General features: G+C 70.3%; 22 protein-coding genes and 3 pseudogenes. 6 read left to right on the top strand and 19 right to left on the bottom strand.

Features of this window, described 5'->3' with window-relative positions; genetic code table 11:
• Window positions 1-32: 32 nt before the first annotated feature.
• The 8 genes and pseudogenes from truB to LR393_RS27810 form a co-directional block, all read right to left on the bottom strand.
• A complete protein-coding gene (gene truB / locus LR393_RS27850) occupies window positions 33-932 on the bottom strand; it encodes a tRNA pseudouridine(55) synthase TruB (protein ID WP_231487860.1) in 900 nt (299 codons plus the stop codon).
• On the bottom strand, window positions 929-1,375 hold the full coding sequence (rbfA, locus tag LR393_RS27845) for a 30S ribosome-binding factor RbfA (RefSeq protein WP_231487859.1): 447 nt from the start codon (window positions 1,373-1,375) through the stop codon (window positions 929-931). The genes truB and rbfA overlap by 4 nt, the downstream gene beginning before the upstream one ends.
• A 15-nt stretch (window positions 1,376-1,390) precedes the next feature.
• Window positions 1,391-1,690 carry a DUF503 domain-containing protein gene (locus LR393_RS27840; RefSeq protein WP_231487858.1) on the bottom strand — a complete coding sequence of 100 codons (300 nt, stop codon included), beginning with the start codon at window positions 1,688-1,690 and terminating at the stop codon, window positions 1,391-1,393.
• Window positions 1,691-1,757: 67 nt separating this feature from the next.
• The gene (infB, locus tag LR393_RS36715) at window positions 1,758-4,763 is read right to left on the bottom strand and encodes a translation initiation factor IF-2 (protein WP_407937368.1); all 3,006 of its coding nucleotides are present in this window, start codon (window positions 4,761-4,763) and stop codon (window positions 1,758-1,760) included.
• A gap of 9 nt (window positions 4,764-4,772) precedes the next feature.
• Window positions 4,773-4,910 (bottom strand): annotated as a pseudogene (locus tag LR393_RS37270) (translation initiation factor IF-2 N-terminal domain-containing protein); the annotation flags it as partial.
• A 167-nt stretch (window positions 4,911-5,077) separates the two neighbouring features.
• The gene (locus tag LR393_RS27820) at window positions 5,078-5,395 is read right to left on the bottom strand and encodes a YlxR family protein (RefSeq protein ID WP_231487857.1); all 318 of its coding nucleotides are present in this window, start codon (window positions 5,393-5,395) and stop codon (window positions 5,078-5,080) included.
• Window positions 5,396-5,441: 46 nt separating this feature from the next.
• Window positions 5,442-6,518, bottom strand: a complete 1,077-nt coding sequence (gene nusA, locus LR393_RS27815; RefSeq protein WP_231487856.1) for a transcription termination factor NusA — start codon at window positions 6,516-6,518, stop codon at window positions 5,442-5,444.
• A 3-nt stretch (window positions 6,519-6,521) separates the two neighbouring features.
• Complete coding sequence (locus LR393_RS27810) at window positions 6,522-7,058, bottom strand: ribosome maturation factor RimP (protein WP_231487855.1); 537 nt, start codon at window positions 7,056-7,058, stop codon at window positions 6,522-6,524.
• Between the two features lie 164 nt (window positions 7,059-7,222).
• Between LR393_RS27810 and LR393_RS27805 the strand changes: the two genes are divergently transcribed.
• Complete coding sequence (locus LR393_RS27805; protein WP_231487854.1) at window positions 7,223-8,362, top strand: ferritin-like domain-containing protein; 1,140 nt, start codon at window positions 7,223-7,225, stop codon at window positions 8,360-8,362.
• Here LR393_RS27805 and LR393_RS27800 read toward each other — a convergent pair whose 3' ends face one another.
• From LR393_RS27800 to LR393_RS27785, 4 genes are all read right to left on the bottom strand, one after another.
• The gene (locus LR393_RS27800; RefSeq protein WP_231487853.1) at window positions 8,363-9,079 is read right to left on the bottom strand and encodes an HAD family hydrolase; all 717 of its coding nucleotides are present in this window, start codon (window positions 9,077-9,079) and stop codon (window positions 8,363-8,365) included. It abuts the gene before it with no gap.
• Between the two features lie 3 nt (window positions 9,080-9,082).
• The gene (locus tag LR393_RS27795) at window positions 9,083-9,490 is read right to left on the bottom strand and encodes a pilus assembly protein CpaE (RefSeq protein ID WP_231487852.1); all 408 of its coding nucleotides are present in this window, start codon (window positions 9,488-9,490) and stop codon (window positions 9,083-9,085) included.
• A gap of 14 nt (window positions 9,491-9,504) precedes the next feature.
• Window positions 9,505-11,286 carry a proline--tRNA ligase gene (locus LR393_RS27790; RefSeq protein ID WP_231487851.1) on the bottom strand — a complete coding sequence of 594 codons (1,782 nt, stop codon included), beginning with the start codon at window positions 11,284-11,286 and terminating at the stop codon, window positions 9,505-9,507.
• A 112-nt stretch (window positions 11,287-11,398) separates the two neighbouring features.
• Complete coding sequence (locus LR393_RS27785) at window positions 11,399-12,664, bottom strand: M50 family metallopeptidase (protein WP_231487850.1); 1,266 nt, start codon at window positions 12,662-12,664, stop codon at window positions 11,399-11,401.
• A 286-nt stretch (window positions 12,665-12,950) separates the two neighbouring features.
• Between LR393_RS27785 and ispG the strand changes: the two genes are divergently transcribed.
• On the top strand, window positions 12,951-14,102 hold the full coding sequence (gene ispG / locus LR393_RS27780; protein WP_231487849.1) for a flavodoxin-dependent (E)-4-hydroxy-3-methylbut-2-enyl-diphosphate synthase: 1,152 nt from the start codon (window positions 12,951-12,953) through the stop codon (window positions 14,100-14,102).
• Between the two features lie 48 nt (window positions 14,103-14,150).
• Window positions 14,151-15,002, top strand: a complete 852-nt coding sequence (locus LR393_RS27775) for a GNAT family N-acetyltransferase (RefSeq protein ID WP_231487848.1) — start codon at window positions 14,151-14,153, stop codon at window positions 15,000-15,002.
• Between the two features lie 127 nt (window positions 15,003-15,129).
• Here the strand turns inward: LR393_RS27775 and dxr are convergent, their stop codons facing one another.
• Both dxr and LR393_RS37265 read right to left on the bottom strand, forming a co-directional pair.
• On the bottom strand, window positions 15,130-16,305 hold the full coding sequence (gene dxr, locus LR393_RS27770; protein ID WP_231487847.1) for a 1-deoxy-D-xylulose-5-phosphate reductoisomerase: 1,176 nt from the start codon (window positions 16,303-16,305) through the stop codon (window positions 15,130-15,132).
• 86 nt (window positions 16,306-16,391) lie between these two features.
• Window positions 16,392-16,511: pseudogene (locus LR393_RS37265) on the bottom strand (aldehyde dehydrogenase family protein); the annotation flags it as partial.
• Window positions 16,512-16,583: 72 nt separating this feature from the next.
• Between LR393_RS37265 and gabT the strand changes: the two are divergent.
• The 3 genes and pseudogenes from gabT to LR393_RS37260 all read left to right on the top strand — a co-directional run.
• On the top strand, window positions 16,584-17,975 hold the full coding sequence (gene gabT, locus LR393_RS27765; protein WP_231487846.1) for a 4-aminobutyrate--2-oxoglutarate transaminase: 1,392 nt from the start codon (window positions 16,584-16,586) through the stop codon (window positions 17,973-17,975).
• A 266-nt stretch (window positions 17,976-18,241) separates the two neighbouring features.
• On the top strand, window positions 18,242-19,666 hold the full coding sequence (locus LR393_RS27760) for an EAL domain-containing protein (protein ID WP_231487845.1): 1,425 nt from the start codon (window positions 18,242-18,244) through the stop codon (window positions 19,664-19,666).
• A gap of 98 nt (window positions 19,667-19,764) precedes the next feature.
• Window positions 19,765-19,968: pseudogene (locus LR393_RS37260) on the top strand (MFS transporter); the annotation flags it as partial.
• 257 nt (window positions 19,969-20,225) lie between these two features.
• Here LR393_RS37260 and LR393_RS27750 read toward each other — a convergent pair.
• From LR393_RS27750 to LR393_RS27730, 5 genes are read right to left on the bottom strand one after another with little or no spacing between them, the layout of a single operon-like run.
• Complete coding sequence (locus LR393_RS27750; RefSeq protein WP_231487843.1) at window positions 20,226-21,686, bottom strand: NAD(P)/FAD-dependent oxidoreductase; 1,461 nt, start codon at window positions 21,684-21,686, stop codon at window positions 20,226-20,228.
• Window positions 21,687-21,695: 9 nt separating this feature from the next.
• Window positions 21,696-22,502, bottom strand: coding sequence for an ABC transporter permease (locus tag LR393_RS27745; protein ID WP_231487842.1), 807 nt, complete (start codon window positions 22,500-22,502; stop codon window positions 21,696-21,698).
• Window positions 22,499-23,401, bottom strand: a complete 903-nt coding sequence (locus tag LR393_RS27740) for an ABC transporter permease (protein ID WP_231487841.1) — start codon at window positions 23,399-23,401, stop codon at window positions 22,499-22,501. Before LR393_RS27740 ends, LR393_RS27745 begins: the two co-directional genes overlap by 4 nt.
• Window positions 23,402-23,406: 5 nt before the next feature.
• A complete protein-coding gene (locus tag LR393_RS27735; protein ID WP_231487840.1) occupies window positions 23,407-24,564 on the bottom strand; it encodes an ABC transporter ATP-binding protein in 1,158 nt (385 codons plus the stop codon).
• A gap of 24 nt (window positions 24,565-24,588) precedes the next feature.
• Window positions 24,589-25,827, bottom strand: a complete 1,239-nt coding sequence (locus LR393_RS27730; RefSeq protein ID WP_231487839.1) for a polyamine ABC transporter substrate-binding protein — start codon at window positions 25,825-25,827, stop codon at window positions 24,589-24,591.
• Window positions 25,828-25,941: the final 114 nt, after the last annotated feature.

Here is a 25,941-nt window from a genome sequence, read left to right as displayed (position 1 = left end):
CTGTTCAGTACCTCTCCGCCTGTCAGTACGTCTCAGCCGGTCAGAACCACGAGCGGGCGCGCGGTCAGCCCGGCGTCGGCGATGAGAGCCACCAGTGACCCGTCCGGGGCGTACGCCGCCACGGGTCCCGGGCCCAGCTCACTCGCTTCCAGCCGCTGGCCGTGCGCCAGCTTGCGCGCCTCGTCCTGGGTGAGGTCCCGCCCGGTGAACGCTGCCCGCGCGGCGTCCGCGATGGGCAGCAGGGCGAACGACTCCTCCAGCTCCGGCAGTGTGTGCGCGCCGTCGAGCCGGTAGGGACCGACCCGGGTGCGCCGCAGCGCGGTCAGGTGCCCGGCGCTGCCCAGGGACGCACCGAGGTCGCGGGCCAGGGCCCGGATGTAGGTGCCGGACGAGCAGACCACGTGCACGTCCACATCCAGCACCGGCGTGCCGTCCTGCTCCGCCGGGCGCACCGCCAGCACGCTCAGCTCGGACACCGTGACCGGGCGCGCCTCGAGCTGCACGTCCTCGCCCTCGCGCACCCGGGTGTAGGCCCGTTTGCCGTCTTTCTTGATCGCGCTGACCGAGCTCGGCACCTGCTGGATCTGGCCGCGCAGGAACTCCGCGGCCGCATCGACCTCTTCCGGCGTGAGCGGCGACTGCCCCGGCGACGACGACGTCGTGCCCTCGGCGTCGTCGGTGATCGTGCCGATCCCCAGACGCATCGTCGCCGCGTAGGCCTTGTCCGCGCCGACCAGGTAGGTCAGCAGCCGGGTGGCCCGCTCGACCCCGATCACCAGCACGCCGGTGGCCATCGGGTCGAGCGTGCCGGCGTGGCCGACACGACGGGTGCCGGCCAGCCGGCGGATCCGGCTGACGACGTCGTGCGACGTCATCCCGGCCGGCTTGTCCACGATCACCAGGCCGCTGGGACCCGGCTCACGGGACTTCACGCGTCGTCGTCCTCGTCCGCCACCACGGCGGGCTTCTTGTACGGGTCGGCGTCGCCGGCGTACTGCTTGCCGTTCGCCAGGGCCGCGACCTGAGCGTCCTTCTCGTGCGCCTTGGTCAGGAGCTCGGCCATCTGCGCCGCCGTCTCCGGCAGGGCGTCGGCGATGAACTCCAGGGTCGGCGTGAGCCGGATCCCGGTGCGCTTGCCCACCTCGGACCGCAGAACGCCCTTGGCGCTCTCCAGGGCCGCGGCGGTCGAAGCCCGCTCGGTGTCGTCACCGAAGACGGTGTAGAAAACCGTGGCGTGCTGCAGGTCACCCGTCACCCGGGCATCGGTGACCGTGATGAACCCCAGACGCGGATCTTTGATCCGCTTCTCCAGGGCCTCGGCCACCACCTCGCGCACCCGGTCAGCCAGCTTGCGTGCCCGTGCCGTGTCGGTCATCGTCCGTCCCGCTCGTCAATCGTCGTCAGTGTCGCTCCACACCCGCAGACGGGCGGAGAGCACTTGCAGTTCGGGCCGGCCGGCCACCAGCCGCTCGCAGGACTCGAGCACCTCGCGGCACTGGCCGGACTCGGAAGAGACCAGGGCGACGCCGATCTCGGCGCGCCGGTGAAGATTCGCCTCGCCGGTCTCGGCGGCGTGCACCTCGAACTTACGGCGCAGCTCGGCCACGACCGGTTTGATCACCGACCGCTTCTCCTTGAGCGAGTGAACGTCGCCCAGCAGAAGGTCGAGCGTCAGAGATCCGATGTACACGGCACCTCCGGCAGTTGACGGCGGTGAGGCCGGCCGGTGCGGCCGGCCTCACCTGCCTTCAGCTCGATCAGGCGCGTGCCTTCTCGCGCATTTCGTAGGTCTGAATGACGTCCTCGTTCTGGATGTCGTTGAACGACCCCAGTCCGATACCGCACTCGAAACCTTCGCGGACCTCGGTCGCGTCGTCCTTGAACCGCTTGAGCGACTCGATCGAGAGGCCCTCGGCGACCATCTTCTCGCCGCGGAACACCCGGGCCTTGCTGTTGCGCCGGATCTCCCCGGAGCGAACGATGCAGCCCGCGATGTTGCCGAACCGGCTGGAGCGGAAGATCTCGCGGATCTCCGCGCGGCCCAGCTCGGCCTCTTCGTACTCCGGCTTGAGGAGGCCCTTGAGGGACGCCTCGACCTCTTCGATCGCCTGGTAGATGACCGAGTAGAAGCGCAGGTCGACGCCCTCACGGTCGGCGTACTCGGCGTTCTGGCCCTCGGACTTCACGTTGAAGCCGATGATGATGGCGTTGGAGGCCACAGCCAGGTTGATGTTGTTCTTCGTGATCGCACCGACACCACGGTCGATGATCCGAAGCTCGACCTCTTCGCCGACGTCGATCTGGAGCAGCGCGTCTTCCAGAGCCTCGACCGAACCCGCGCCGTCACCCTTGAGGATGAGGTTGAGGGTCTCGACCTTGCCCTGCTCGAGGGCCTTGGTGAAGTCCTCGAGGCTGATGCGCTTACGGGACTTGGCCAGGGCCGCGTTCCGCTCGATCGCCTCACGCTTCTCGGCGATCTGACGGGCGGTGCGGTCGTCGGGCGCCACCAGGAAGGTGTCGCCGGCGCCGGGCACGCTGGTCAGACCCAGGACCATGACCGGACGGGACGGCGTGGCCACCTCGACGGTCTCACCGTGCTCGTCGATCATGGCGCGGACCCGGCCGTGGCCGGTACCGGCCACGATCGAGTCACCGATGCGCAGCGAGCCGGACTGGACCAGCACGGTGGCGACGGGACCACGGCCACGGTCGAGGTTGCCCTCGATCGCGACGCCGCGGGCGTCCTTCTCCGGGTTGGCCCGCAGGTCGAGCGCCGCGTCGGCGGTCAGCAGGACGGCCTGGAGCAGACCGTCGATGTTGAGCCGCTGCTTCGCCGAGACCTCGACGAACATCGTGTCACCGCCGTACTCCTCGGCGACCAGGTTGTACTCGGTCAGCTGCTGCCGGATCTTGTCCGGGTTCGCGCCTTCCTTGTCCACCTTGTTGATGGCCACCACGATCGGCACGTCGGCCGCCTGGGCGTGGTTGAGCGCCTCGATCGTCTGCGGCATCACGCCGTCGTCGGCCGCGACCACCAGCACCGCGATGTCGGTGACCTTCGCACCACGGGCACGCATGGCGGTGAACGCCTCGTGACCCGGGGTGTCGATGAAGGTGATCGCGCGGTCCTGGCCCTCGTGCGTGGTGTGGATCTGGTACGCACCGATGTGCTGGGTGATGCCACCGGCCTCACCCGCCACCACGTCGGTCTGCCGGATCGCGTCGAGCAGCTTCGTCTTACCGTGGTCGACGTGACCCATCACGGTCACGACCGGCGGCCGCGCCACGAGGAACTCCTCGTCGGCCTCGGCCTCGCCCTCGATGTCGATGTCGAAGGTGCCGAGCAGCTCACGGTCCTCGTCCTCCGGCGAGACGACCTGGATGACGTAACCCAGTTCCTCACCGAGGACGTCGAACGTCTCCTCGTTCAGCGACTGCGTCGCCGTGGCCATCTCACCGAGGTGGAACAGCACGGTGACCAGGCTGGCCGGGTTCGCGTTGATCTTGTCGGCGAAGTCGGTCAGCGAGGAGCCGCGACGCAGGCGGACGATCGTCGTGCCGTCGCCGCGGGGAACCGTGACGCCACCGGGAGCCGGTGCCGCCATGCTCTCGAACTCTTGACGCCGCTGACGCTTCGACTTACGGCCTCGGACCGGACGGCCACCGGCGCGACCGAACGCGCCCTGCGTGCCACCACGGCCACCACGACCGCCACCACCGGGACGGCCGCCGAAGCCACCGCCACCGCCGCCGGGACCACCCGGACCGCCGGGACGACCGCCGAAGCCACCGCGGTTACCGCCACCGCCGCCGCCACCGGGGCCACCGCGACCGGGGCCACCCGGACGCCCGGCGCCACCGCCACCGCCGCCACCGGGGCGACCGACGCTGGTGCGACCGGGCATCATGCCCGGGTTGGGCCGGTTCGGCATGCTGCCGGGGCTGGGACGCGGGCCGCCCGGACGGGGTGCCGGACGGTCGCCGGCGTCGCCGCTACGGGCAGCCGGAGCACCCTCGGGACGCGGGCCGCGCTGCGGGCGCGGCATGCCCTGGGAAGGTGCGAAGGGGTTGTTGCCGGGACGCGTGGGGCCGTTGCCCTCACCGCCGCCGCCACCGGGACCACCACGGCCACCCGGACGGGGCATGCCCTGGGAGGACGCGAAGGGGTTGTTACCCGGACGCGGCGCGCCGGGACCGGGACGCGGGCCCGGACGGGCGTCGCCACCGGGACGGGGACCACGGTCCTGGCGCTCGGGACGATCGCCACGCGCGGCCGGGGCCTGCGGGCGGGCGCCCGGGCCGGGACGCGGGCCACCTCGCTCGGGACGGTCACCCGAGTGCGGACGGTCGGAACGCTCCGGGCGGGGACCACGGTCCTGGCGCTCGGGACGCTCCGTGCGCTCCGGAGCCGGGGCGGAAGCCGCGGCGGCGGGGCGCTCGGCCGGAGCCGGCGCCGGGCGCGGACCGGGCGTGGGACGCGGACCCGGGGTCGGGCGGCCACCCTCGGAACGAGCCGGGGCCGGAGCCGTGAACGGGGCGTCACTGGCCGGACCGGGAGCCGGTGCCGGTGCGGACGGGGCCGCGGCGGCGGGGCTCGGAGCCGGACGGGACGGGGCCGGCGTCGGCGCGGGCCGGGCCGGTGCGGCCGGGGTCGCAGCGACGGCGGGTGCCGACGACGCGGCCGGTGCGGCCGGTGCCGGGGCCGGTGTGGGACGAGCCGGCTTGGCCGGCTTACGGCCACCGGCACCTTCTGCGGCGGGCATCGCCTCGCGGAGGCGGCGCACCACAGGGGGCTCGACGGTGGACGACGCGGAACGGACGAACTCGCCCATGTCCTGCAACTTGCTCAGTACGGTCTTGCTGTCGACTCCGAGCTCTTTCGCGAGCTCATAGACCCGGACCTTTGCCACATCACTCCTGTCTCGGCCCGAGCCAGGAGGAGGCTACGGACCGTAGTTACGTAAAGGGGGTGCTCATCGGAGCGCGCTCATCGGGTGCTCACAGCGCCGACTCTGCCTTCGAAGTGCTGCTCATGGCGTTGGACCCGCTTTCGTCTGGACACACCTGACACCTGTTACTACTTCGCTGCGACGAACTCATGTACCTGAACCGCGTCGAGTGGGCCTCCACGGCGGAGTGCCCGGGGAAAAGCCCTGCGGCGTTCAGCGAGTTCAAGGCAGCCCGGCACAGGGTGCAGTGATGCACCTCTGCCGTACAGCTTATGGCCCGGATCGGGGACGACGCACCACTTACCGTCGACCTCGGCCGCGACCACCCGCAACAGGTCGGACCGCTCGGCGCGTTCACGACATCCCACACACGTACGAATCGGTCCGCGCGGGACCGGGGACGAGCGCTCAGGATTCGTGGCCGCGTCACCGGCCCCGCCCAGCATAGCCCCGGATCCGGCGCGTTTGTTCCCAGGGTGGCTCAAGGCTCGCTCAGAAACTCCCCGGACCGGCCGGCGCCGCCGGTGTGTCCGGACCGGATCGTCCCGACCGCCCCGGCTGCCCGGACTGACCGGAGGGGCCGGAGGGGTCGGACTGACCCGGCTGGGCCGTGTCGGACCGGATGTCGATGCGCCAGCCCGTCAGCTTCGCGGCCAGGCGGGCGTTCTGGCCCTCCTTGCCGATCGCCAGCGACAGCTGGTAGTCCGGCACGATCACCCGGGCGGAGCGGGCGTCCAGGTCGAGCACCTCGACCGACGACACCCGGGCCGGGGACAGCGCACTGGCCACGAAGGCCTCGGGCTCCTCGTTGTAGTCGACGATGTCGATCTTCTCACCGCGCAGCTCGGTCATGACGGCGCGCACCCGCTGCCCCATCGGGCCGATGCAGGCGCCCTTGGCGTTGACACCCGCCACAGTCGCGCGCACAGCCACCTTCGACCGGTGACCCGCCTCCCGGGCCAGCGCCGCGATCTCGACGGTGCCGTCGGCGACCTCGGGCACCTCCAGCGCGAACAGCTTGCGCACCAGGTTGGGGTGCGTGCGGGAGAGCGTGATCGAGGGCCCCTTCAGGCCCTTGCGCACGCCGATCACGTAGCAGCGCAGCCGCGTTCCGTGCGGGTAGGTCTCCCCCGGCACCTGCTCGGCCGGCGGCAGGACCGCTTCGACCGTGCCCAGGTCGACGTGCACCATGCGCGGGTCGGCGCTCTGCTGCACGATGCCGGAGATGATGTCGCCCTCCCGGCCGCGGAACTCGCCGAGCACCTGCTCGTCCTCGGCGTCGCGCAGCTTCTGCAGGATCGTCTGCCGGGCGGTGGTGGCCGCAATCCGGCCGAAACCGGCCGGGGTGTCGTCCCACTCGCGCTTGAGCGCGCCCGTGTCGTCCAGTTCGCGGGCCCAGACCACCACGTGCCCGCTCTTGCGGTCGAGCTCCACCCGCGCCAGCGACTCAGCGCCCTCGGTGCGGTGGTAAGCCTGCAGCAGAGCCGTCTCGATGGTCGTTACCAGCGTGTTGAGCGGGATTTCCTTCTCGCGCTCGAGCGCGCGCAAGGCCGCCAGATCGATGTCCATCGTTCAGCCCTCGTCCTCGTCGGAGTCGTCGTCCGCCTCGAGGTCGTCGAGGTCGGCGAAGTCGTCGGGGTGCCCGAACTCCAATTCGATGCGGCCGCCGGTGATCTCGGCCCAGGGCACCTGCTGCTCGTCGTCCAGCACGATGCCCGCGTCGGTGACGTCGGTGAGCCGGCCGGTCTGCGGGGTGGCCCCGGCCGCGGCCAGGGTGCGCACCAGGCGCCGCCGGGCACGCATCCAGTGGCGGCGCTGCGTCAGCGGACGGTCGGCACCCGGAGAACTGACCTCGAGCACGTAGGGCAGACCGCCCATCACGTTGCTCTCGTCCAGCGCCTGCGAGATCGACTGCGAGACGATGGCCACGGACTCCATGGGCACACCACCGAGTTCGGTCTCGGGAAGATCGACCGTCACTCGCAGTACGCGCCGTTTGCCGGCGGGCGTCACGATGACGCTCTCGATCATCAGCCCGGCGTCTGCGGCCAGCGGTTCCGCCAGGGCCCGCACACCGTCGGCTGCCTGTTGTCCGGAGGACGCGCTCATGCCGACCTCCTCGATATTGGATTGGGAAACCATGGTGGCGCACCCGGGCGGGCGCGCCAGCGGACAAACATACCGTCACTGGGGGGCTTCCCTTGACCTGGGCCCGACTTGTCAAGATCGGCCGGAACCCACGGTTCACATCCGTCTCGTGAAATGATCCCCCGGTGCTGAGCCCGAACACCGGAACGTCCCTTGCCCCACCCGCATCCGTGCCGGTGCCGCCGGCCGGTCGCAGGGCGTTCCTCGCTCTCGGCACCCTGGCCCTGACGAGCGTGGGGCTCACTGCCTGTAGTTCCGCGGGTTCCGCCGTCGGCACCACGGCGGCAGCGAGTACAGACTCCGGCCCCGAGGCGGCCGCCGTCGCGCGGGCCGTGACGACGGTGACGGCCCTGCGCGCCAGTGCCTCGGCCCTGGCCTCCGGCACGCTGCCGAACGGCGCGACCCTGCGGATCAAGGGCAGCACGGCGAAACTGCTCACCCGGACGGCCGAGGCGCACACGGCCCAGCTCACGGATCTCGGCTCCCCCGTGTCCGGGACGACCTCGCCCACCCCGGGGCCCACCTCGTCCGGTACTCCAGACACGTCCGGCACCGAGACGGCCGAGTCCCCCTCCGCCCTGGCCAAGGCCGAATGGTCGGCGGCCCGAACCCTTCTGGGTGATGCGGCCGGCCTGAGCCCGGCCTTCGCCGGGCTGCTCTACCGACTCGCGGCCTCGTGCGCGGCCAACGCCGACCTGCTGCGCTCGGCCACCGGGGGCAAGGCCTTCGGTGAGCTCACGGTCTCCTCGATCGAGGACGACGACGAGGACGCGAGTCCGTCGGCATCGGCTACCAGCGACGAGGACGCCACCACCCCGGGAACGAGCGCAACCTCGTCCTCAAGCACCCTCACCACCGGCGAGAGCGGCGCCCTGAACCGGCTGCTGGCCGGGGAACACGCCGCGTTCTACGCGTACCCGCTGGTGGTGGCCCATATCGGCGGCGACCGACGGGAGGTCGCCGACGAGATCTGGGAGGTGCACCGGCAGCAGCGTGACGAGCTGGAGCGCCTGCTCCTGGCCGCGAACGTGGACCCGGTCCAGGGCAGCGCGGCCTATTCGGTGACCCCGCCGACCAGTGCCGGAAAGGCCGCGGCCCTGGCCACGACGATCGAGCAGCGCCTGGCCGGGCTGGCCGTGGACGTCATCGCGGTGGCGCAGGACGACACGGTCACCACGACCGCCGCCGGGGTGCTGGTCGACTGCACCCGGCGCCAGGCGGCCTGGACGAAGAAGCCGGTCGCCGACCCGGGCAGCAGCAGCTGATCAGCGCCAGCCGTCCACCAGGGTGAGCACGTCGAGGAGCCGGTGGGCCGTGCCGTCCGGGGTGACCTCGACGGGCACCTGCTGGTCGGGCGGAAGGTCGCTGTGCGGCACGTGAACCGCCCGCATCCCGGCCCGCTGGGCCCCGTGCACGTCTTCGTAGACGCGGTCGCCGACGTAGACGCACGCGGCCGGATCGGGTGAGCCCACCGCCTTCAGGGCGGCCCCGAACGCCTCCGGATGCGGCTTCACGTAAGGGATCTCGGACGAGTACACGTCACCGTCGATGAGATCCAGGATGCCGTCACGCGCGAACAGGCCGCGGTGGTACTCCCGCGACCAGATGGTGTTGGAGAGCACTCCGATCCGGATGCCGCGCTCCCGCAGACCGGCGAAGACCTCGGGCACGTCCGGATCGAGATAGGTGTGCGGCTCCCAGAACTCCTCGTAGGCCACCCGGGCGGCCTGATGGCCCGGATGGTCGGTCTGCACACCGACGGCCTCGAACACCTCGGTGAGCCGGGCGCTGGCTCCCGTCTCCTTGAGCCGGGCCCAGGAGTCCCGCTCGGCCTGGCGCATGCGCCGGGCCAGCTCCGTGCCACCGTCCGGATGATCGGCGGCGTAGATCTGCGCGAACACCTGCCACTGGCGATCCAGGTCGATCGCGTGCCACGGAGTCAGCGTGCCGCCCCAGTCGAAGATCACGGCCTCGATCGCCACGGCTCACCCCTTCGCTTCGAGAACGGCGAGAACAGCCCGCGCGTAAGCGGATTCGGCGTCCGCATCGACTTCCCGGAGGGTCGTGCCGTCGTTCCGGGAGAACGTCACCGCGAATCCCCCGGTGACGCTCTCCAGGCTCACGAAGCGCATCGCGAGCAGTTCCCGCAGCTGGGTCTCGCGCGGCATCCAGACCACCTGCTGCTGCTCGAGGGAGTCCAGGGCCCACTCGGTGGTGCCGTTGAAGCCGATCACCTGGCCACCGGGCACGTCGTGCACCTCGACGACCATGTTGCTGACCACGAAGACCTCCTCGTCCATGCCCCGGTCAGGCAGGACGAAGCGGTCCCCGGGCAGGGGGTTCCAGGCCAGACCGGCCTTCCGCAGTTGCTGAGCCAGAGCCAGATCAAGCATGGAACCCCACCCGCCTACTCGTTGATCGCTGCCACCACGTGCTTCACGGCCTCGCCGAGGAGGACATTCTCACTCGCGCCGCTCTTGCGGTCGATGAACTCGATCACGCCGTCGGCCAGTTTCTGGCCCACCACCAGGATCGAGGGCACCCCGATCAGGTCGGCGTCCTTGAACTTCACGCCGGGCGAGACCTTGGGACGGTCGTCGAACAGCACCCGGACGCCCGCGGCCTCCAGCTCCCGCGACAGCTTCTCGGCCGCCTCGAACACCGCGGTGTCCTTGGCCGCCTTGCCCTGCGCGATCACGTGCACGTCGGCCGGGGCCACCTCGCGGGGCCAGCACAGACCCTTCTCGTCCCAGGAGGCCTCGGCGATCGCGGCCAGGGCCCGGCTGACGCCGATGCCGTACGAGCCCATGGTCACCGTGACCAGCTTGCCGTTCTGGTCGAGCACCTTCAGCCCGAGCGCGTCGGCGTACTTGCGGCCGAGCTGGAAGATGTGGCCGATCTCAAGACCGCGGGCCAGCGTGAGACTGCCCTCGCCACCCTCGGCGGCGCAGACCGGGCAGGGGTCGCCCTCCACCACGTTCGCGGCCTCGATCGTGCCGTCGGCGGTGAAGTCCCGGCCGGCGACCAGGTCGAACACGTGCTTACCGGGCTGGTTGGCGCCGGTGATCCAGGCACTGCCCCCGGCCACGCGGGGGTCGAGCAGGTAGCGGATCTTCGTCTGGGACTCGGTGCCCAGCGCCTGCGGGCCGATGTAGCCCTTCACCAGACCGGGGTGCTGGGCGAAGTCGGCCGCCTCGAACGCGTCGATCTCGGCCGGGGCCACCGCGGCCTCGAGGCGCTTGGTGTCCACCTCGCGGTCACCGGGCACACCGATCACCAGCGGTTCGCGCTCGCCGGTGGGGTGCACCAGGGTGACGACGACGTTCTTCAGGGTGTCGGCGGCGGTGAAGTCCCGGCCGGGGAACATCGCGTTGGCCGCGGCGACCAGCGAGTCGATGGTCGGGGTGTCGGGCGTGTCCTCGATGTGCGCGGCGGGCAGACCCTCCAGGGGGATCACGGCCGGGGCGGGCGTGGTGACCGCCTCGGAGTTGGCCGCGTAGTGCCCGGTGGTGCAGCGGACGAACGTGTCCTCACCGATCTCGGTGGGGTGCAGGAACTCCTCGCTGCGGCTGCCGCCCATCGCGCCGGACGTGGCCGACACGATCTCGAAGTCCAGGCCGAGACGCTCGAACGTCTTGATGTACGCGTCGCGGTGCCGCTGGTAGCTGGCGGCCAGACCGGCGTCGTCGATGTCGAACGAGTAGCTGTCTTTCATCACGAACTCGCGGCCGCGCAGCAGACCGCCCCGGGCCCGCGCCTCGTCCCGGTACTTGGTCTGGATCTGGTAGAGCGAGACCGGCAGGTCCTTGTACGAGGAGTACTGGTCTTTCACCAGGAGCGTGAACATCTCCTCGTGCGTGGGCCCGAGCAGGAAGTCGTTGCCCCGCCGGTCTTTCAGGCGGAACAGGTTGTCGCCGTACTCGGTCCAGCGGTTCGTGGCCTCGTAGGGCTCACGGGGCAGCAGCGCGGGGAAGTGCACCTCCTGGAAGCCGGCGGCGTCCATCTCCTCACGGACGATGCGCTCGACGTTGCGGAAGGTGCGGTAGCCCAGGGGCAGCCACGAGTAGATACCGGGCGCCGCGCGGCGGACGTAGCCGGCGCGGACCAGCAGGCGGTGCCCCGGAACCTCGGCGTCCGCCGGGTCCTCGCGAAGCGTTCGCAGGAACAACGACGACATCCGAAGCAGCACGTGACTCATCCTCCTGGGGGTGGACTGAACAGCTCTACAGCCTAGTCCTTGGCCACCAGTGGTTTTATCCTCCACCCGCGCCCGGGGGAACCGGACGCGGGTGGAGGACCTCTTACTGCAGGCGGATCGGGTTGACCACGTCGACGGAGACCGTGAGCAGGGTGAAGGCACCGAAGATCACGATGATCGCCAGGGTGAGCGGGATCAGCTTCTCCCGGTCGACCGGGCCCGGGTCGGGGCGGCTGCGGCGCGCAGCCAGCTTGCGGCGGGCCGCCTCGTACCAGGCCACCGCGATGTGACCACCGTCGAGCGGGGGCAGCGGCAGCAGGTTGAACAGGCCCAGGAAGACGTTCAGCCCGGCCAGGATGGACAGGAAGGTGGCCCCGCCCTGCAGGCCGCTGGTCTGCACGATCTCCCCGCCCAGACGGCTGGCGCCGACGACGCTCACCGGGTCGTCGGGCGAGCGCTCGCCCCCGAGCAGGGCGCTCCACAGCGAGCTGATCTTGCTGGGCAGCCGGGTGATTGCCTCGACGCCGCTGACCAGGGTCTGCCCGGTGGTCTTGAACGCCTGGCCGACGCTGTCCACGAAGCCGTAGCGGTCGTTGTAGACCTCGGTCTGGTTCTGGATGCCGATGGTCGGGGTGGCGACCAGCGAGCTGGAGTCGGTGGCCCCCAGCGGCGGGCGCTGGGTGTTGACCAGCGTCACCTGGGTGGTGCTCTCCTGGCCGTCGCGCACGTAGGTCAGTGCCACGGCCTGGTCGGTCGGCTGCTCGCGCACGGCCTTCTGGAACGCCGCGTACGAGGGGATGCCGGAGGTGCCGAGACGGGTGATCCGGTCGCCCTGCTTCAGCCCGGCCAGGGCCGCGGGCGACTTCGGGTCGTCGGCCGTGCAGGCGCGCAGGGCGCCGTCACCGGTGACGTCGTAGTCCGGGATCACGCACTGCGAGACCGCGCCGACCACGGCCGGGGTCTGGTCCAGGGCCTTCGCGGTGGGCACGCCGAAGAGCCAGAAGGCGGGCACCAGCAGCAGGATGCAGATGACCAGGTGGGTGATGGAGCCGGCGGCGAGCACGATCGTGCGCTGCCACAGCGGCTTCTGCCAGAAGGCCCGGCCCTGGGCCTCGGTCTCCTCGGCCTCGGGTTCCTCCACACCCGGCGCCATGCCGATGATGTTGACGAACCCGCCCAGCGGTACGGCCTTGAAGCCGTACTCGGTCTCACCCCGGCGGAACGACCACACCGTGGGCCCGAAACCGGCGAAGTAGCGGGTGACCCGCATACCGAACAGTTTCGCCGAGAGCATGTGCCCGGCCTCGTGCAGACAGACGCTGATGAGAAGGCCGAGCGCGAACAGGACCACCCCGATCGTGTAACTCATCCCCGCCGTTACTCCCTGATCGCCGTCAGATGCACCCTGTTCGCCCGGATCGGGGAACGCCCCACTTTTATACCCGCCCGGCCTGTCGACCGGTGGCACAGGACAGCCCGGGTTCTTTCTTCTGGAGCTCTGTCGGCCGGGATGAACATCCGGTGTACCCACCGTGCGGGTGAGGACAGGTGAGAAGGAGCACCCACCGGGCACGGCATAATTGACGCTCCGATCCGTTCTGAATGGACGGAAGGGCAGTTAAACGGGGTTTTCCCAAGGAGGCACGGTTCAGGTCATGAGCGTCAGTCTGGGTATTCCAACCGCGCCGCCGCCCGTTCTCAACCCCCGCCGCAAATCCCGCAAGATCCAGGTCGGCAAGGTCGCGGTCGGCGGTGACGCACCGGTCTCGGTGCAGTCCATGACGACCACGCTGACCTCCGACGTGAACGCCACGCTGCAGCAGATCGCCCAGCTCACGGCGGCCGGGTGCGACATCGTGCGGGTCGCCTGCCCGAGCCAGGACGACGCCGACGCGCTGCCGGCGATCGCGCGGAAGTCGCAGATCCCGGTGATCGCCGACATCCACTTCCAGCCGAAGTACGTGTACGCCGCGATCGACGCCGGCTGTGCCGCCGTCCGGGTGAACCCGGGCAACATCCGGCAGTTCGACGACCAGGTCAAGCAGATCGCCAAGGCCGCGGGCGACGCCGGCACCTCGATCCGGATCGGCGTCAACGCCGGCTCGCTCGACAAGCGCCTGCTCGCCAAGTACGGCAAGGCCACGCCCGAGGCGCTGGTCGAGTCGGCGGTGTGGGAGGCCTCGCTGTTCGAGGAGCACGGCTTCCACGACTTCAAGATCTCGGTCAAGCACAACGACCCGGTGGTCATGGTTCGGGCGTACGAGCTGCTCGCCGAGCGCGGTGACTGGCCCCTGCACCTCGGGGTCACCGAGGCCGGCCCGGCGTTCCAGGGCACGATCAAGTCGGCCGTCGCCTTCGGCCACCTTCTCGGCAACGGCATCGGCGACACCATCCGCGTGTCCCTCTCCGCCCCGCCGGTGGAGGAGGTCAAGGTCGGCATCCAGATCCTGCAGTCGCTGAACCTGCGCCCGCGCAAGCTCGAGATCGTCTCCTGCCCGTCCTGCGGTCGCGCCCAGGTCGACGTGTACACGCTCGCCGAACAGGTGACCGCGGGCCTCGAGGGCATGGAGGTGCCGCTGCGCGTCGCCGTCATGGGTTGCGTGGTGAACGGCCCGGGCGAGGCGCGTGAGGCCGATCTGGGAGTAGCCTCCGGCAACGGCAAGGGCCAGATCTTCGTCCGTGGTGAGGTCGTCAAGACCGTGCCCGAGTCGAAGATCGTCGAGACCCTGATCGAGGAAGCGATGCGCATCGCCGAGGAGATGGGCGATGATGCGCCGGAGGGCTCTCCCCAGGTGTCCGTCAGCTGACCTGCGGCCGGCTGCGGGGCGCACCATGACGACAGGTGAGGTTTGCACGTGCTGCGCTCGGCGCTGAAGGTTCTGGCCAGGGACGACGTCGAAGAGGCCCTGGCCCTGTGTGCCCAGGACCCGGTCGCGAACCTTTTCGTGGCCGCCCGGCTGCGGGCCCTGAAGGGTGACCCGCGCCGGCACGGCGGCGAGATCTGGGGCTGGTACGAGTCCGGCGCCATGCGGGCCGCCTGCTGGTCGGGCGCGAACCTGGTGCCCGTCAACGCCAACGAGCAGGCCGTGGAGGCGTTCGCCTACCGCGCCCGGCGCAGTGGCCGGCAGTGCTCCAGCATCGTCGGTCCGGCGCACATGGTGCTCGGGCTGTGGCAGCACCTCCAGGCGTCGTGGGGTCCTGCCCGCGACATCCGGGCCAACCAGCCGCTGATGGCCATGTCCACCCCGCCCACGGTGGAGTCCGACCTCCTGGTGCGCCGCAGCCAGATGTCCGAGCTCGAGCTGCTCGTGCCGGCCTGCGTCGCGATGTTCACCGAGGAGGTCGGCTACTCCCCCGTCGCCGCCGACGGTGGAGCGGTGTACCGGGCCCAGGTCAGCGGCCTGGTCGCGTCGGGCCGCTCGTTCGTGCGCATGGACGAGACCGAGTCCGGCCCCGTCGTCGTGTTCAAGGCCGAGCTCGGTTCGGTGGTGCCCGAGGCCGTGCAGGTGCAGGGCGTATGGGTGAACCCGCGCTACCGCGGCCAGGGCGTCGCCGCCCCGGCCATGGCCAGCCTGGTCGAGACCGTGCAGCGTGAGGTCGCCCCGATCGTTTCCCTGTACGTCAACGGCTACAACACCCGGGCCATCCGGGCCTACGAGCGGGTCGGGTTCCAGACGGTCGGCACCTACGCGACGATCCTGTTCTAGATCACTGCCTGAAGACGACCGGAGCACCGATGGTGCTCCGGTCACCTTCCGGCGGGGTCACCTTGTCGGCGGGGCCGGGGACGCGGGTCCCGTCACCCTCGACACCCAGCTGGTCCGGATCGGGGGGTCAGGACAGCTTCGCCATCCGCTCGCGGGCCCGCTCACGAGCCCACGTGTCGGCAGCCAGCACGGCCTCGATCGTCAGGGAACCCTCCTGCGTGTGGTCGGCCAGCACGTCGCCGACCACGTCGAGGATCTGGTTGAAGCCGATGCGCCCGTCGTGGAAGGCCCAGACGCACTCCTCGTTCGCGGCGTTGTAGACGGCCGGGAACGTGCCCGCCCGCTCGCCCGCGGCGCGGGCCAGCCGCACTCCCGGGAAGGCCTCGTCGTCGAGGGGGAAGAACTCCCAGGTGCTCGCGGTGGTCCAGTCCAGGCCGCCGATCGCCTCGGGAACCCGGTGCGGCCAGCCCATCCCGAGAGCGATGGGCAGGCGCATGTCGGGGGGCGAGCACTGGGCCAGGGTGGAGCCGTCGGTGAACTCGACCATCGAGTGGACGATCGACTGCGGGTGCACGACCACGTCGATCCGGTCGAAGGGGATGCCGAACAGCAGGTGCGCCTCGATCACCTCGAGACCCTTATTGACCAGGGTGGCCGAGTTCGTCGTGACCATGGGGCCCATGTTCCAGGTGGGGTGCCTGAGAGCCTGGGCCGGCGTGACCTTCTCGAGGTCCGCGCGGGTCCGGCCCCGGAACGGGCCACCACTGGCCGTCACCACCAGCCGCTTCACCTCGTCGGGCGTCCCCCCGCGCAGGGCCTGGGCCAGCGCCGAGTGCTCGGAGTCGACCGGCACGATCTGGCCGGGGGCGGCGGCACCGGTCACCAGCTCGCCGCCGATGATCAGCGATTCCTTGTTGGCCAGGGCCAAGGTGCTGCCGGCGCCGAGCGCGGCGAGCGTGGGGGCCAGGCCGATCGCCCCGGTGATGCCGTTCAGCACCACGTCGGCCGGGCGGGCCGCGACCTCCGCGGCGGCGTCGGGCCCGGCCAGCACCTCGATACCGTGCCCCGCCCCCGCGTGACGGTTCAGGAGCTCCTCGAGAGCCGCGCGCTTCGACGCGTCCCCGGTTGCGACGACCGCCACCCGCAACTGCGCCGCCTGGGCGGCCAGCAGCTCGAGGTTGCCGCCACCGGCGGCCAGGGCGACGACGCGGAAGTGGTCAGGATTACGACTCACCACGTCGATCGCCTGAGTACCGATGGAACCGGTGGAACCGAGGAGCACGACGTCGCGACGTTCAGACATGGCGGCCAGTCTGGCATCCCGGAGCGCAGGCCCGGTGCCGGGGCGAACGGCTCATGATCGCCGGGGGAACCACCGACGAGCATCTCGGCCCCGGTGCCCACGGCGTCGAGATCGGCGTCGGGGTGGACCAGGAAGGGCGCGTTGCCGCCGAGTTCCACCGACGCGCGCAGCAACTGGGTGGCGGACTGCTCGACGAGCTTCTTCCCCGGAGTCCCTCGGGGAAGACAGACCGTGCCCGGGCGATCACGCGAAATCCGTACGGAAACTATGCTGGGCCCATGCCCGACTCCAGCCTCCCCCAGTCCGGCGCGGCCGGCCTGTCCGCAGCGCCGTACTCCGCCCCGGCCGTCGCCCAGAAGCGCCACCTGGTCACCGAATTGCCCGGTCCCCGCTCCCGTGAGCTGGCCGCCCGGCGGGACGCGGCGGTGGCCTCGGGGGTCAGCAGCCTGATGCCGGTGTTCGCGGCCCGGGCCGGTGGCGGCATCGTGGTGGACGTCGACGGTAACCACCTCATCGACCTGGGTTCCGGCATCGCCGTCACCACGGTGGGCCACGCGGTGCCCGCCGTCGTCGCCGGGGTGCAACAGCAGATCGCGCAGTTCAGCCACACCTGTTTCACCATCACCCCGTACGAGGGTTACGTGGCGGTCTGCGAGGCGCTCAACCGCCTTACCCCTGGTGACTTCGAAAAGCGTTCCGCCCTGTTCAATTCCGGCGCCGAGGCAGTGGAGAACGCGGTGAAGATCGCGCGCCGCGCCACGGGCCGCGACACCGTGGTGGTGTTCGACCACGCCTACCACGGCCGCACCAACCTGACGATGGCAATGACCGCCAAGAACATGCCCTACAAGGACGGTTTCGGCCCGTTCGCCGGTGAGGTGTTCCGGGCGCCGATGTCCTACCCGCTGCGCGACCCGCTGGGTACCGACGGGGCCGCGGCGGCCGCCCGGGCCATCAGTGACATCGAGAGCCAGGTCGGTGCCGGACGGGTGGCCTGCCTGGTGCTCGAGCCGATCCTGGGTGAGGGCGGTTTCATCGAGCCCGCAACGGGTTTCATCCCGGCTCTGGCCGCCTGGTGCACCGCGAACGAGGTGGTGTTCGTGGCCGACGAGGTGCAGTCCGGCTTCGCCCGCACCGGTCATTTCTTCGCGAGCGAGCACGAGGGCGTGGTGCCCGACCTGGTCGTCACCGCCAAGGGCATCGCGGGCGGCATGCCGCTCTCGGCGGTCACGGGCCGGGCCTCGATCATGGACGCCGCCCACGCCGGCGGCATCGGTGGCACCTACACGGGCAATCCGGTGGCGTGCGCCGCCGCGCTCGCCGCGATCGCGACCATCGAGCAGGACGGTCTGGTGGAGACCGGGAGGCGGCTGGGCGAGCGGCTGCGGTCCTTCCTGCTGGATCTCCAGGCGAAGTTCCCACAGATTGCGGACGTCCGGGGGCGCGGAGCCATGCAGGCGATCGAACTGAACGTCCCCGGCTCGGCCACCCCGGACGCGGGCCTGGCGGCCCGGGTCGCGAAACACTGCCACCAGCACGGCGTGATCGCCCTGACCTGCGGCACCTACGGCAACGTCATCCGCCTGCTACCGCCCGTGACGATCACCGACGACCTGCTCGACGACGCCCTCACCGTGCTCGCCGAGGCCTTGGCCGAACAGGTCGGCTGAGCGCCCCCGGGCAACGGGTGGGCGAACCGCACCTCGGTAGCGTTCCGTGATACCGGACGGGGGCCGCCCACGAGGCGCCCCCACCGGGCATCGCGCGGGGCGCGACCCAGCGTTCGGAATCTCCGCCCGAAGTGACGAGCCATCCACTGATTGTAACGAAAACCAGGCCGTTCAGAGGATCCCTCGGTGCGGGCCCTATGGAAGGCTTCACGAACGGCCGCAATCCCACGGCCCCGTTGAAGCCCTTCTCCCCCAGGGGTCGCACGATGGAAACCGCTTCCGTTCCGTCCGCCCGGCGCGGCTCGGTGAGTCACGAGGACAAGCACGCCTGGCCGTCCATGAATGCGTCGCGGCTCGCACTGCACCGCCTGCTCGACAGTGGTGGCCCGAAGATCGTCTATCAGCCGCAGCTCTCGCTGTCGCGAATGACGGTCGAGGGCTACGAGGCACTGGCCCGGTTCCCCGCGAGCCCCATCCGCGGCGCCGAGGACTGGTTCACCCGGGCTCGCGATCTAGGTCTCGGCACCGCGCTGGAGTCCGCAGCCGTCGTGCGTGCCCTCGCCCGCCGGCACGAGCGTCCCCCCGGCACCACGATCGCGGTCAACGTCTCGCCGACCGTTCTGACCAGCCCGTCGTTCATCGCCGTGCTGCCCGCCGATCTGACCGGTATCGAGATCGAGCTGACCGAGCACGAGTGGTCGCCGGGCACCGGCGCCCTGCGCCGTCAACTCGATCAGCTGCGCGAACGGGGCGCCCGGGTCGCGATCGACGACGTCGGTACCGCCCACTCAGGCCTGCGCCGGGTACTGAACCTCGTTCCCACCAAGCTGAAACTCGACCGGGCGATCGTGCAGGGCGTGGCGGGCAATCCGTCGAAGGCCGCGCTGATCAGGGCCGTCGTGGACCTGGCCGAACAGATCGGCGCGACCGTCTGCGCCGAGGGGGTGGAGAACCTCGACGATCTGGAGGCCATCGCCGATCTCGACGTCGCCTCCGCGCAGGGCTGGGCCGTCGGCCTGCCGGAGGCGGAGTTCCGCGCCGCCGAGCCCGGCGCCGTGCGTTCGGCGCACGCCCGCATGGTGGCGATGCTGTCCGGCCGACCGGCGCAATCCGGGCGCCCGCTTGCTTCCGGAGATCCGGCCCGACCGGCGCCGGCCACTTCCTCGCCCCGGCCCTCGGCGCCGGAGGCGAGAAGCGCCCCCGCCATCGACGAGTTCCTGACCCGCCTCACTTCCGTCACCTCCCTGACCGGCCTGCATACTCTGGTGACCGGCTGCGGACGGGTGCTCGGCGCGGACCACCTCGAGGTCAGTGTGCTCACCGACGACGAGTCGGCCCTGGTCGCAGCCGGTCGCCCGGACGCCGCCCCGTCCGGCGACAGCACGCCGACCTATCCCCTGGCCAGTTATCCGCTCACCCAGCTCTGCCTGAGCACCCGCTCCGTCGTCCCCGTCTACCGGGGTCACGATCCCTTCGGCCGTGGTGCCCCGGGGAAGCAGACCGAGCGGGACCTGCTGCAGCGCCTGCACTTCGAGACCGTACTGATGGTGCCGGTGATCAGCCGCGACCGGGTGATCGGCCTGCTGGAGTGCTACCGCCGCGACGACGCCCCCTGGTCCCGCCGCCAGATCCGCGGTGCCCGCACGATGGCGGCCATGCTGGGCCCGGTGCTGGACGGCCTGCTGCCCTGAGCCCGCGCCCTCCTGGTTTCCGCGCTGCAGGCTCTCCTGTCCTCCGCCTCACCGTGGGCCCCGTTACGGCGACCGGTCTTCCGTACGCCCTGGACCGCATGCCTCGCGCCCCCGTCGGAGCCTGGATGCAGAGCGTCGGCGCCCAGTGGTTCCCGAACGGGCACTCCTACTCGGCGAGCTTCGTCGCCCTGGTGCAGACCGCGTCGCTCCTTCCCGTTCTCGCCCCCTCCCTACCGGCCGGGGCGCTCGCCGACTCGCTCGGCCGCCGCCGTCTGCCGGTCACGACCACCGCACTCTCCGCCAGCGCCACCGTGCTGACCGGGCTCGACGCCACCGGGGTGCTCACACCCGGGTCGCTGCTCCCGGCGCTGCCCCGGTGGCTGAGTTCCTCGTGGCTGCCGGCCGGCTCGGCGATCGCCGACGCCGCGGGCTGCGCCGCTCCCGCCCTCGACCCGGTCCGGCTGTTCGTGCCGGTGTTCCTGGTCACGGGCACGTCCTGGATCGTCACGTCGACCCCTTCCGTGAGCAGACCACGAGTGGCGGTTCACCGCATCGGCTGTCAGCTGTCGAACCCCAGGCCGAACCGGTCGAGGGTGCGCAGCCAGAGGTTGCGGTGGCCGTTCGAGGCGTCGGCGCGGGCCAGGCTCGCGCGGGTCAGCTCGATCCCGGCCCAGCGCACGGGTTCCGGGGGGAAGGGCAGCGGGGGGCGGCGCACCATGCTCAGGCGGGTGCGCTCGTTCTCCACGCCGTCGAGCAGGTCCAGGGCCACGCGGGCGCCGAAGCGGGACGCGCCCACGCCGAGCCCGGTGAAGCCGTTGACCGACGCCACCTTGCCCCCGAGGGCCCGGGCCCAGAGCGCCGTGAACCGAGTGCTCGTGTCGATGGCACCGCCCCAGGTGTGACTGAAACGCACGCCTCGCAGCTGCGGGAAGGTGGTGAAGAAGTGCTCGGCCAGACGTTTCTCGGTGTCCTCGCGGCGCATGCGGCGCTGGGACAGGTCCGAGCCGTAGTAGTACAGGGCGTCGTATCCGCCCCAGACCACGCGCCGGTCGGCGGTCGTGCGGTAGTAGTGGAACTGGTTACCGGCGTCCGAGATGCCCTGCCCGCCGTGCCAGCCCAGGTCGTCCCACTGCCGGTCGGTGAGAGGTTCGGTGGCCAGGACGTGGTCCCAGACCGGCACCGTGAACGGTCGCAGACGGCGCAGCGGGTTCGGGAACACGTTGGTCGCCAGCACCACCCGACTCGCCCGCACGGTGAACTCCCGCACGAGGGACGATTCCGGGGCCGCCGCCAGACCGGTGTCCAGACCCGTGCAGACTCCGACGGCCACCCGCGTTCCCTCGTCGCGCAGACCCACCACGCGCGTCCCCTCGACGATCGTGACCCCGAGCCGCTCGACCGCGTTCGCCAGCCCCCACACCAGGCGGGCCGGGTCGAGCACGGCCGTGGAGTCCGGGTCCACCGCACCCGCCAGGTACGTGTGGGAACCGGCGACCGCCCGGGCGCCCACCGCGTCCACCATTGTCGCTCTGCCACCCAGCTGCCGGGACACGCGCACCGACTCGACCAGGTCGTCCACCTGCCAGGACTCGACCGCGGCGGTCATCTCGCCCGCCCGCGTCCACCCGCAATCGATGCCGTGGCGCGCGATCGACTGCTCGATCCCGTCGAGGTTCTCCCGGCCCAGACGCTCCAGCAGAGCCATCTCCCCGGGCCAGCGGGACATCCCGTTGCCCAGGCCGTGCGTCAGGGTGGCGGAGCAGAAACCGCCGTTGCGGCCACTGGCCGCCCATCCCAGGGAACCCGCCTCGACCAGGGCGACGACGAGTCCGGGATTCTCCTCCGCCGCCTGGAGAGCAGCCCACAGACCGGTGAAACCACCACCCACGACGAGGAGATCGACCAGCAGGTCGGCGTCGAGGCTTCTGCGGGGAGCGGGTGCGCCGGCCGTGTCCAGCCAGAGCGGGGTGTGGGAGGCCCCGGTCAGGGAGCCCCCGGCCCAGGAACTCGACCGTGCCATCCCGGCCTCCTAGAGGTTCTTGGCCCGGCGCCAGCGGAACAGCTCCGCCGCCAGCACGATCGCCATGGCCAGCAGGAACATCGCCGAGCCGATGACGTAAGCATCGGCCGGGATACCGCGCCCCGCCGACACGTACACGAACTTGGGGAAGGTGTTGACGTCACCGGAGACGAAGTTGGTGATGATGAAGTCGTCGAACGACAGGCTGAACGCCAGCAGGGCGGCCCCCGCGATACCGGGCGCGACCAGGGGCAGCGTGATCCGGCGGAAGGTCTCGAACTCTCCTGCGTAGAGGTCCTGCGCGGCCTGTTCCAGCCGTGGGTCCAGCGAGGCGATGCGCGCCTTCACGGCCACCACCACGAAGCTGATGCTGAACATCACGTGCGCGATGATGATGGTGGTGAAGCCCAGCTGCACGCGCATGTTCAGGAACAACGTGAGCAGCGACGCGGCCAGCACCACCTCGGGCGTGGCCATCGGCAGGAAGATCAGCAGGTTGGTGGTCGTGCGGCCGCGGAACCGGTAGCGAGCCAGTGCGAACGCCACCATCGTGCCGAGCACCGTGGCGATGACCGTCGAGGCCACCCCGATCTTCAGGCTGTTGCCCAGGGCGTTGCAGACGTCCGGGGCGTTGCAGGGGTTGGTCCAGTTCTCCAGCGTGAAGCCGCGCCAGGTGAGGTTGCTGCGCGCGGGCCGGTTGAAGCTGAACACCATCACGTAGGCGATCGGTGTGAAGATGTACGCGAAGGCCAGCACCCCGTAGATGTGCAGGGCATGGCGGCCGAGCCAGCGACGGGCCTTGATCCCGGTGCTCATACGAGCTCCTCCGTTCCCGCGCGGCGCACGTAGAGCACGACGAGCACCAGGATGATCGCCATCAGGATGAAGCTGAGGGCGGCGGCGGTCGGGTAGTCGACCACGCGGAAGAAGCGGCTCTCCACCACGTTCCCGACCATGGTGGTGCGGTTGTTGCCCAGCAGCGCGGCGTTCACGTAGTCACCGGAGGCCGGGATGAACGTCAGCAGCGTGCCGGCGACCACCCCCGGCATCGACAGCGGGAACGTGACCTTGCGCAGCACCGCGAAACCGTTGCCGTAGAGGTCTCCCCCGGCCTCGATCAGCCGCGGGTCGATGCGCTCCAGGCTGGAGTACAGCGGCAGCACCATGAACGGCAGGAAGTTGTAGGTGATACCCGCGACCACGGCCAGCGGGCTCGCCGTCACCGCCATGTCCTGCGGGATGACGTGCACCCACTTCAGCGAGGAGACCACCCAGCCGTCGTCGGACAGGATCTGCCGCCAGGCCAGCGTGCGCAGCACGAAACTGGTGAAGAACGGCGCCACCACCAGCACGAGCAGCAGGTTGCGCGCCCGGCCGGCCCGGAACGCGATCAGGTAGGCCAGCGGGTAGCCGATCGCCAGGCAGAGCGCCGTGGCCAGGATCGAGTAGAGGAACGAGCGGCCGAAATGGCCCTTGTACTCGCTGATCACGTCCCAGTAGTTCGCCAGGTGGAAGGTCTGGACGAACTCGCCGGGGATACCGGAGCCCGAGGGGGTCTGGGTCGAGGTGCCGGCCAGCGTGAACAGCGGCACCACGAAGAAGATGCCGAGCCAGAGCAGACCCGGGACCAGCAGGATCAGAACGGTGCGCAGCTGACGGCCGGTGGCCCGGGGAAGCTCCTCGGTGGCGTCGGCGCGGGGGGCGATGGCGGCCATGGCGATCAGCCCTGCGGAGCCGAAGCCGCCGCGGCCAGCGCGGCCGCTTCCTCGTCGACGCCGGCCGCGGCGTCACCGGCCAGGCCGAAGCTGTGGTCCGGCTCCCAGGCCAGCGTCACCGCCGAGCCGTCCCGGAAACGCTCGGTGATACCCAGGTTCTGGGAGAACACCGTGAGGTTCTGACCCCACGGCAGGCGCACCAGGTATTGGGTGGAGACACCGAGGTAGCTGGCGTCGACGACCACACCGCCGGTGAGCCGGTTGAGACCGGTGGGAACCTCGTCCCCTGCTTCCTGGATCCGGATCTTCTCCGGCCGGACTCCGAGCAGCAGGTCACTCCCCGGGACGCAGCGACTCTGGAGGATCCGCGCCTTCTGGCCGTGGCTCTCGATCACGACGTAGCCGCCGTCGGTACCCGTCCGGGTGCCCGGCACCAGGTTGGACTGCCCGAGGAAGTTCGCCACGAAGGTGGTGTCGGGCGACTCGTACAGGTCACTCGGCGCCCCCAGCTGCTCGATCTTCCCGTGGTTCATCACCGCGACCCGGTCGGCCATCGTCATGGCCTCTTCCTGGTCGTGCGTGACGTGCACGAAGGTGATGCCGACCTCGGTCTGGATGCGCTTGAGCTCGATCTGCATCTGTCGGCGGAGTTTCAGGTCCAGGGCACCCAGCGGCTCGTCGAGCAGCAGCACCTGCGGCCGGTTGACCACGGCGCGGGCCAGGGCGATGCGCTGCTGCTGACCGCCCGAGAGCTGGGCCGGCTTGCGCTGGGCCAGGTGCCCCAGCTCGACCAGGTCCAGGGCGTCGGTGGCCTGCTTCTTCACGTCCTTCACACCGCGCCGGCGCAGGCCGAACGCGACGTTCTCGAAGATCGTCAGATGCGGGAACAGGGCGTAGTTCTGGAACACCGTGTTCACCGGCCGCTGGTACGGCTTCTTGTGCGTGACGTCGAGATCGCCCAGGTGGATGGAGCCTTCGGTGGGTTCCTCCAGCCCCGCGACCATCCGCAGCGTGGTGGTCTTGCCGCAGCCCGACGGCCCGAGCATGGCGAAGAACTCGCCCTGCGCGATCGTCAGGTCGATGCCGTCGACGGCGGTGAACGCCGAGAACCGCTTGGTCACGCCGCTCAGCCGCAGGTCTCCGCCTGCTTCCGCAGTCGCCATCGGTGCCCTCTTCCTGGGTTGTTACTAGTTACCGAGCACGCGCTGGAACTCGGACGTGAAGTCGGTCTGCTCCGTGCCTTTCAGCGTGCGGAAGACCTTGACCTTGGCCAGGTCCGCGGCCGTCGGGAAGATGTTGGCATTGCCCGCGAGCGCGGCCAGCTCCTTGTCCTTACTGGCGGCCATGATTTCCTGGGCGCCCTTGACCGGGCAGATGTAGTTCACGTAGGCGGCGACCTCGGCCGCCACCTCGGGCTCGTAGTAGTAGTTCATAAGGGCCTCGGCGTTCGCCTTGTGCGGCGAGCCGATCGGAACGAGCATGTTGTCGCTCCACAGCGTGCCGCCGGCCTCGGGGATGGCGAAGCCCCACTTGTCGCCGTTCTCGGCGTTGAGCTGCGTGATGTCGCCCGACCAGCCGATCACCGCGACCGCGTCGCCGGAGATCAGGTCCTCCTTGTAGGAGTTGCCCTTGACCTGGCGGATCTGGCCCTCGTTGAGCTGCTTCTCGAGCACGTCGAGGGCGTTGCCGAAATCGTCGCTGCTGAAGTCGCCGGAGATGTCGACGCCCTGGCCGAGCATGATCAGGCCGAGGGTGTCGCGCATCTCGGAGAGCACCTCGACGCGTCCCTTGAGCGAGGGCCGCCACAGGTCGTCCACACTCTTGATGCCCTGCGGCAGCTTCTCCTTGTTCCAGGCGATGCCCGCGTAGCCGGACTGCCAGGTCAGGGAGTAGTTGCGGCCGCTGTCGAAGTCGACGGTCTTCAGGTTGTCGAGGATGTTCTTGCTGTTCGGGATGCTGCCGAGGTCGAGCTTCTGCACGTAGCCCTGCTCGATCACCCGGGCGGCCATGTAGTCGGTGAAGACGATGACGTCCTTGCCGATGTCCTGGCCGTTGCGTAGTTGTCCCTGGATCTTGCCGTAGTACGAGTCGTTGTCCTCGATGGCCTCGTCGTAGGTGGCCTCGATCCCGGTCTGCTTCTGGAAGGCCTCGAGCGTCGGGTAGGTCTTGGTGTTCTCGTCGTAGTCCAGGTACAGCGTCCAGTTGGCCCAGTTGACCATCTTGTCCTTGGCCGACGTGTCCTGCGCGGCAGCGGGTTTGGAGTCGCTGCCACCGGTGGCGGTACCGGAGGTGCCGCAGGCGGCCAGGGCCGCACCGAGGCCGAGCGCACCGGTGCCTCCGAGCAGGGAGCGACGGGAGAAACCGCGCTGCGCCCGGATCACGGCCGCGGCCTCGGGGGAGAGCGGACGGCGACGACGCTGGGTCATGGGACGAAAGTCCTTTCCTGGCGCTACGGGTGACGTTCTCGGGGCGGCGTCGGCGGGGGGCGTCAGCCTAGGCACGAAATCCGGCATCGACGCCGATCACGCTTGGTTCGCAAT

Origin of the sequence: Kineosporia mesophila (assembly GCF_021129235.1) — a bacterium.
Taxonomy (GTDB): Bacteria; Actinomycetota; Actinomycetes; order Actinomycetales; family Kineosporiaceae; genus Kineosporia; species Kineosporia mesophila.
This window is presented reverse-complemented; position numbering and strand designations above follow the sequence as displayed.

Bases quoted from the DNA above. Each gene is read 5' to 3' on its own strand.
- rbfA (WP_231487859.1), bottom strand. From the start codon at position 1,375: ATGACCGACACGGCACGGGCACGCAAGCTGGCTGACCGGGTGCGCGAG.
- infB (WP_407937368.1), bottom strand. From the start codon at position 4,763: ATGCCCGCCGCAGAAGGTGCCGGTGGCCGTAAGCCGGCCAAGCCGGCT.
- LR393_RS27820 (WP_231487857.1), bottom strand. From the start codon at position 5,395: ATGCTGGGCGGGGCCGGTGACGCGGCCACGAATCCTGAGCGCTCGTCC.
- nusA (WP_231487856.1), bottom strand. From the start codon at position 6,518: ATGGACATCGATCTGGCGGCCTTGCGCGCGCTCGAGCGCGAGAAGGAA.
- LR393_RS27810 (WP_231487855.1), bottom strand. From the start codon at position 7,058: ATGAGCGCGTCCTCCGGACAACAGGCAGCCGACGGTGTGCGGGCCCTG.
- LR393_RS27795 (WP_231487852.1), bottom strand. From the start codon at position 9,490: ATGCTTGATCTGGCTCTGGCTCAGCAACTGCGGAAGGCCGGTCTGGCC.
- LR393_RS27785 (WP_231487850.1), bottom strand. From the start codon at position 12,664: ATGAGTTACACGATCGGGGTGGTCCTGTTCGCGCTCGGCCTTCTCATC.
- ispG (WP_231487849.1), top strand. From the start codon at position 12,951: ATGAGCGTCAGTCTGGGTATTCCAACCGCGCCGCCGCCCGTTCTCAAC.
- dxr (WP_231487847.1), bottom strand. From the start codon at position 16,305: ATGTCTGAACGTCGCGACGTCGTGCTCCTCGGTTCCACCGGTTCCATC.
- gabT (WP_231487846.1), top strand. From the start codon at position 16,584: ATGCCCGACTCCAGCCTCCCCCAGTCCGGCGCGGCCGGCCTGTCCGCA.
- LR393_RS27760 (WP_231487845.1), top strand. From the start codon at position 18,242: ATGGAAACCGCTTCCGTTCCGTCCGCCCGGCGCGGCTCGGTGAGTCAC.
- LR393_RS27750 (WP_231487843.1), bottom strand. From the start codon at position 21,686: ATGGCACGGTCGAGTTCCTGGGCCGGGGGCTCCCTGACCGGGGCCTCC.
- LR393_RS27745 (WP_231487842.1), bottom strand. From the start codon at position 22,502: ATGAGCACCGGGATCAAGGCCCGTCGCTGGCTCGGCCGCCATGCCCTG.
- LR393_RS27740 (WP_231487841.1), bottom strand. From the start codon at position 23,401: ATGGCCGCCATCGCCCCCCGCGCCGACGCCACCGAGGAGCTTCCCCGG.
- LR393_RS27735 (WP_231487840.1), bottom strand. From the start codon at position 24,564: ATGGCGACTGCGGAAGCAGGCGGAGACCTGCGGCTGAGCGGCGTGACC.
- LR393_RS27730 (WP_231487839.1), bottom strand. From the start codon at position 25,827: ATGACCCAGCGTCGTCGCCGTCCGCTCTCCCCCGAGGCCGCGGCCGTG.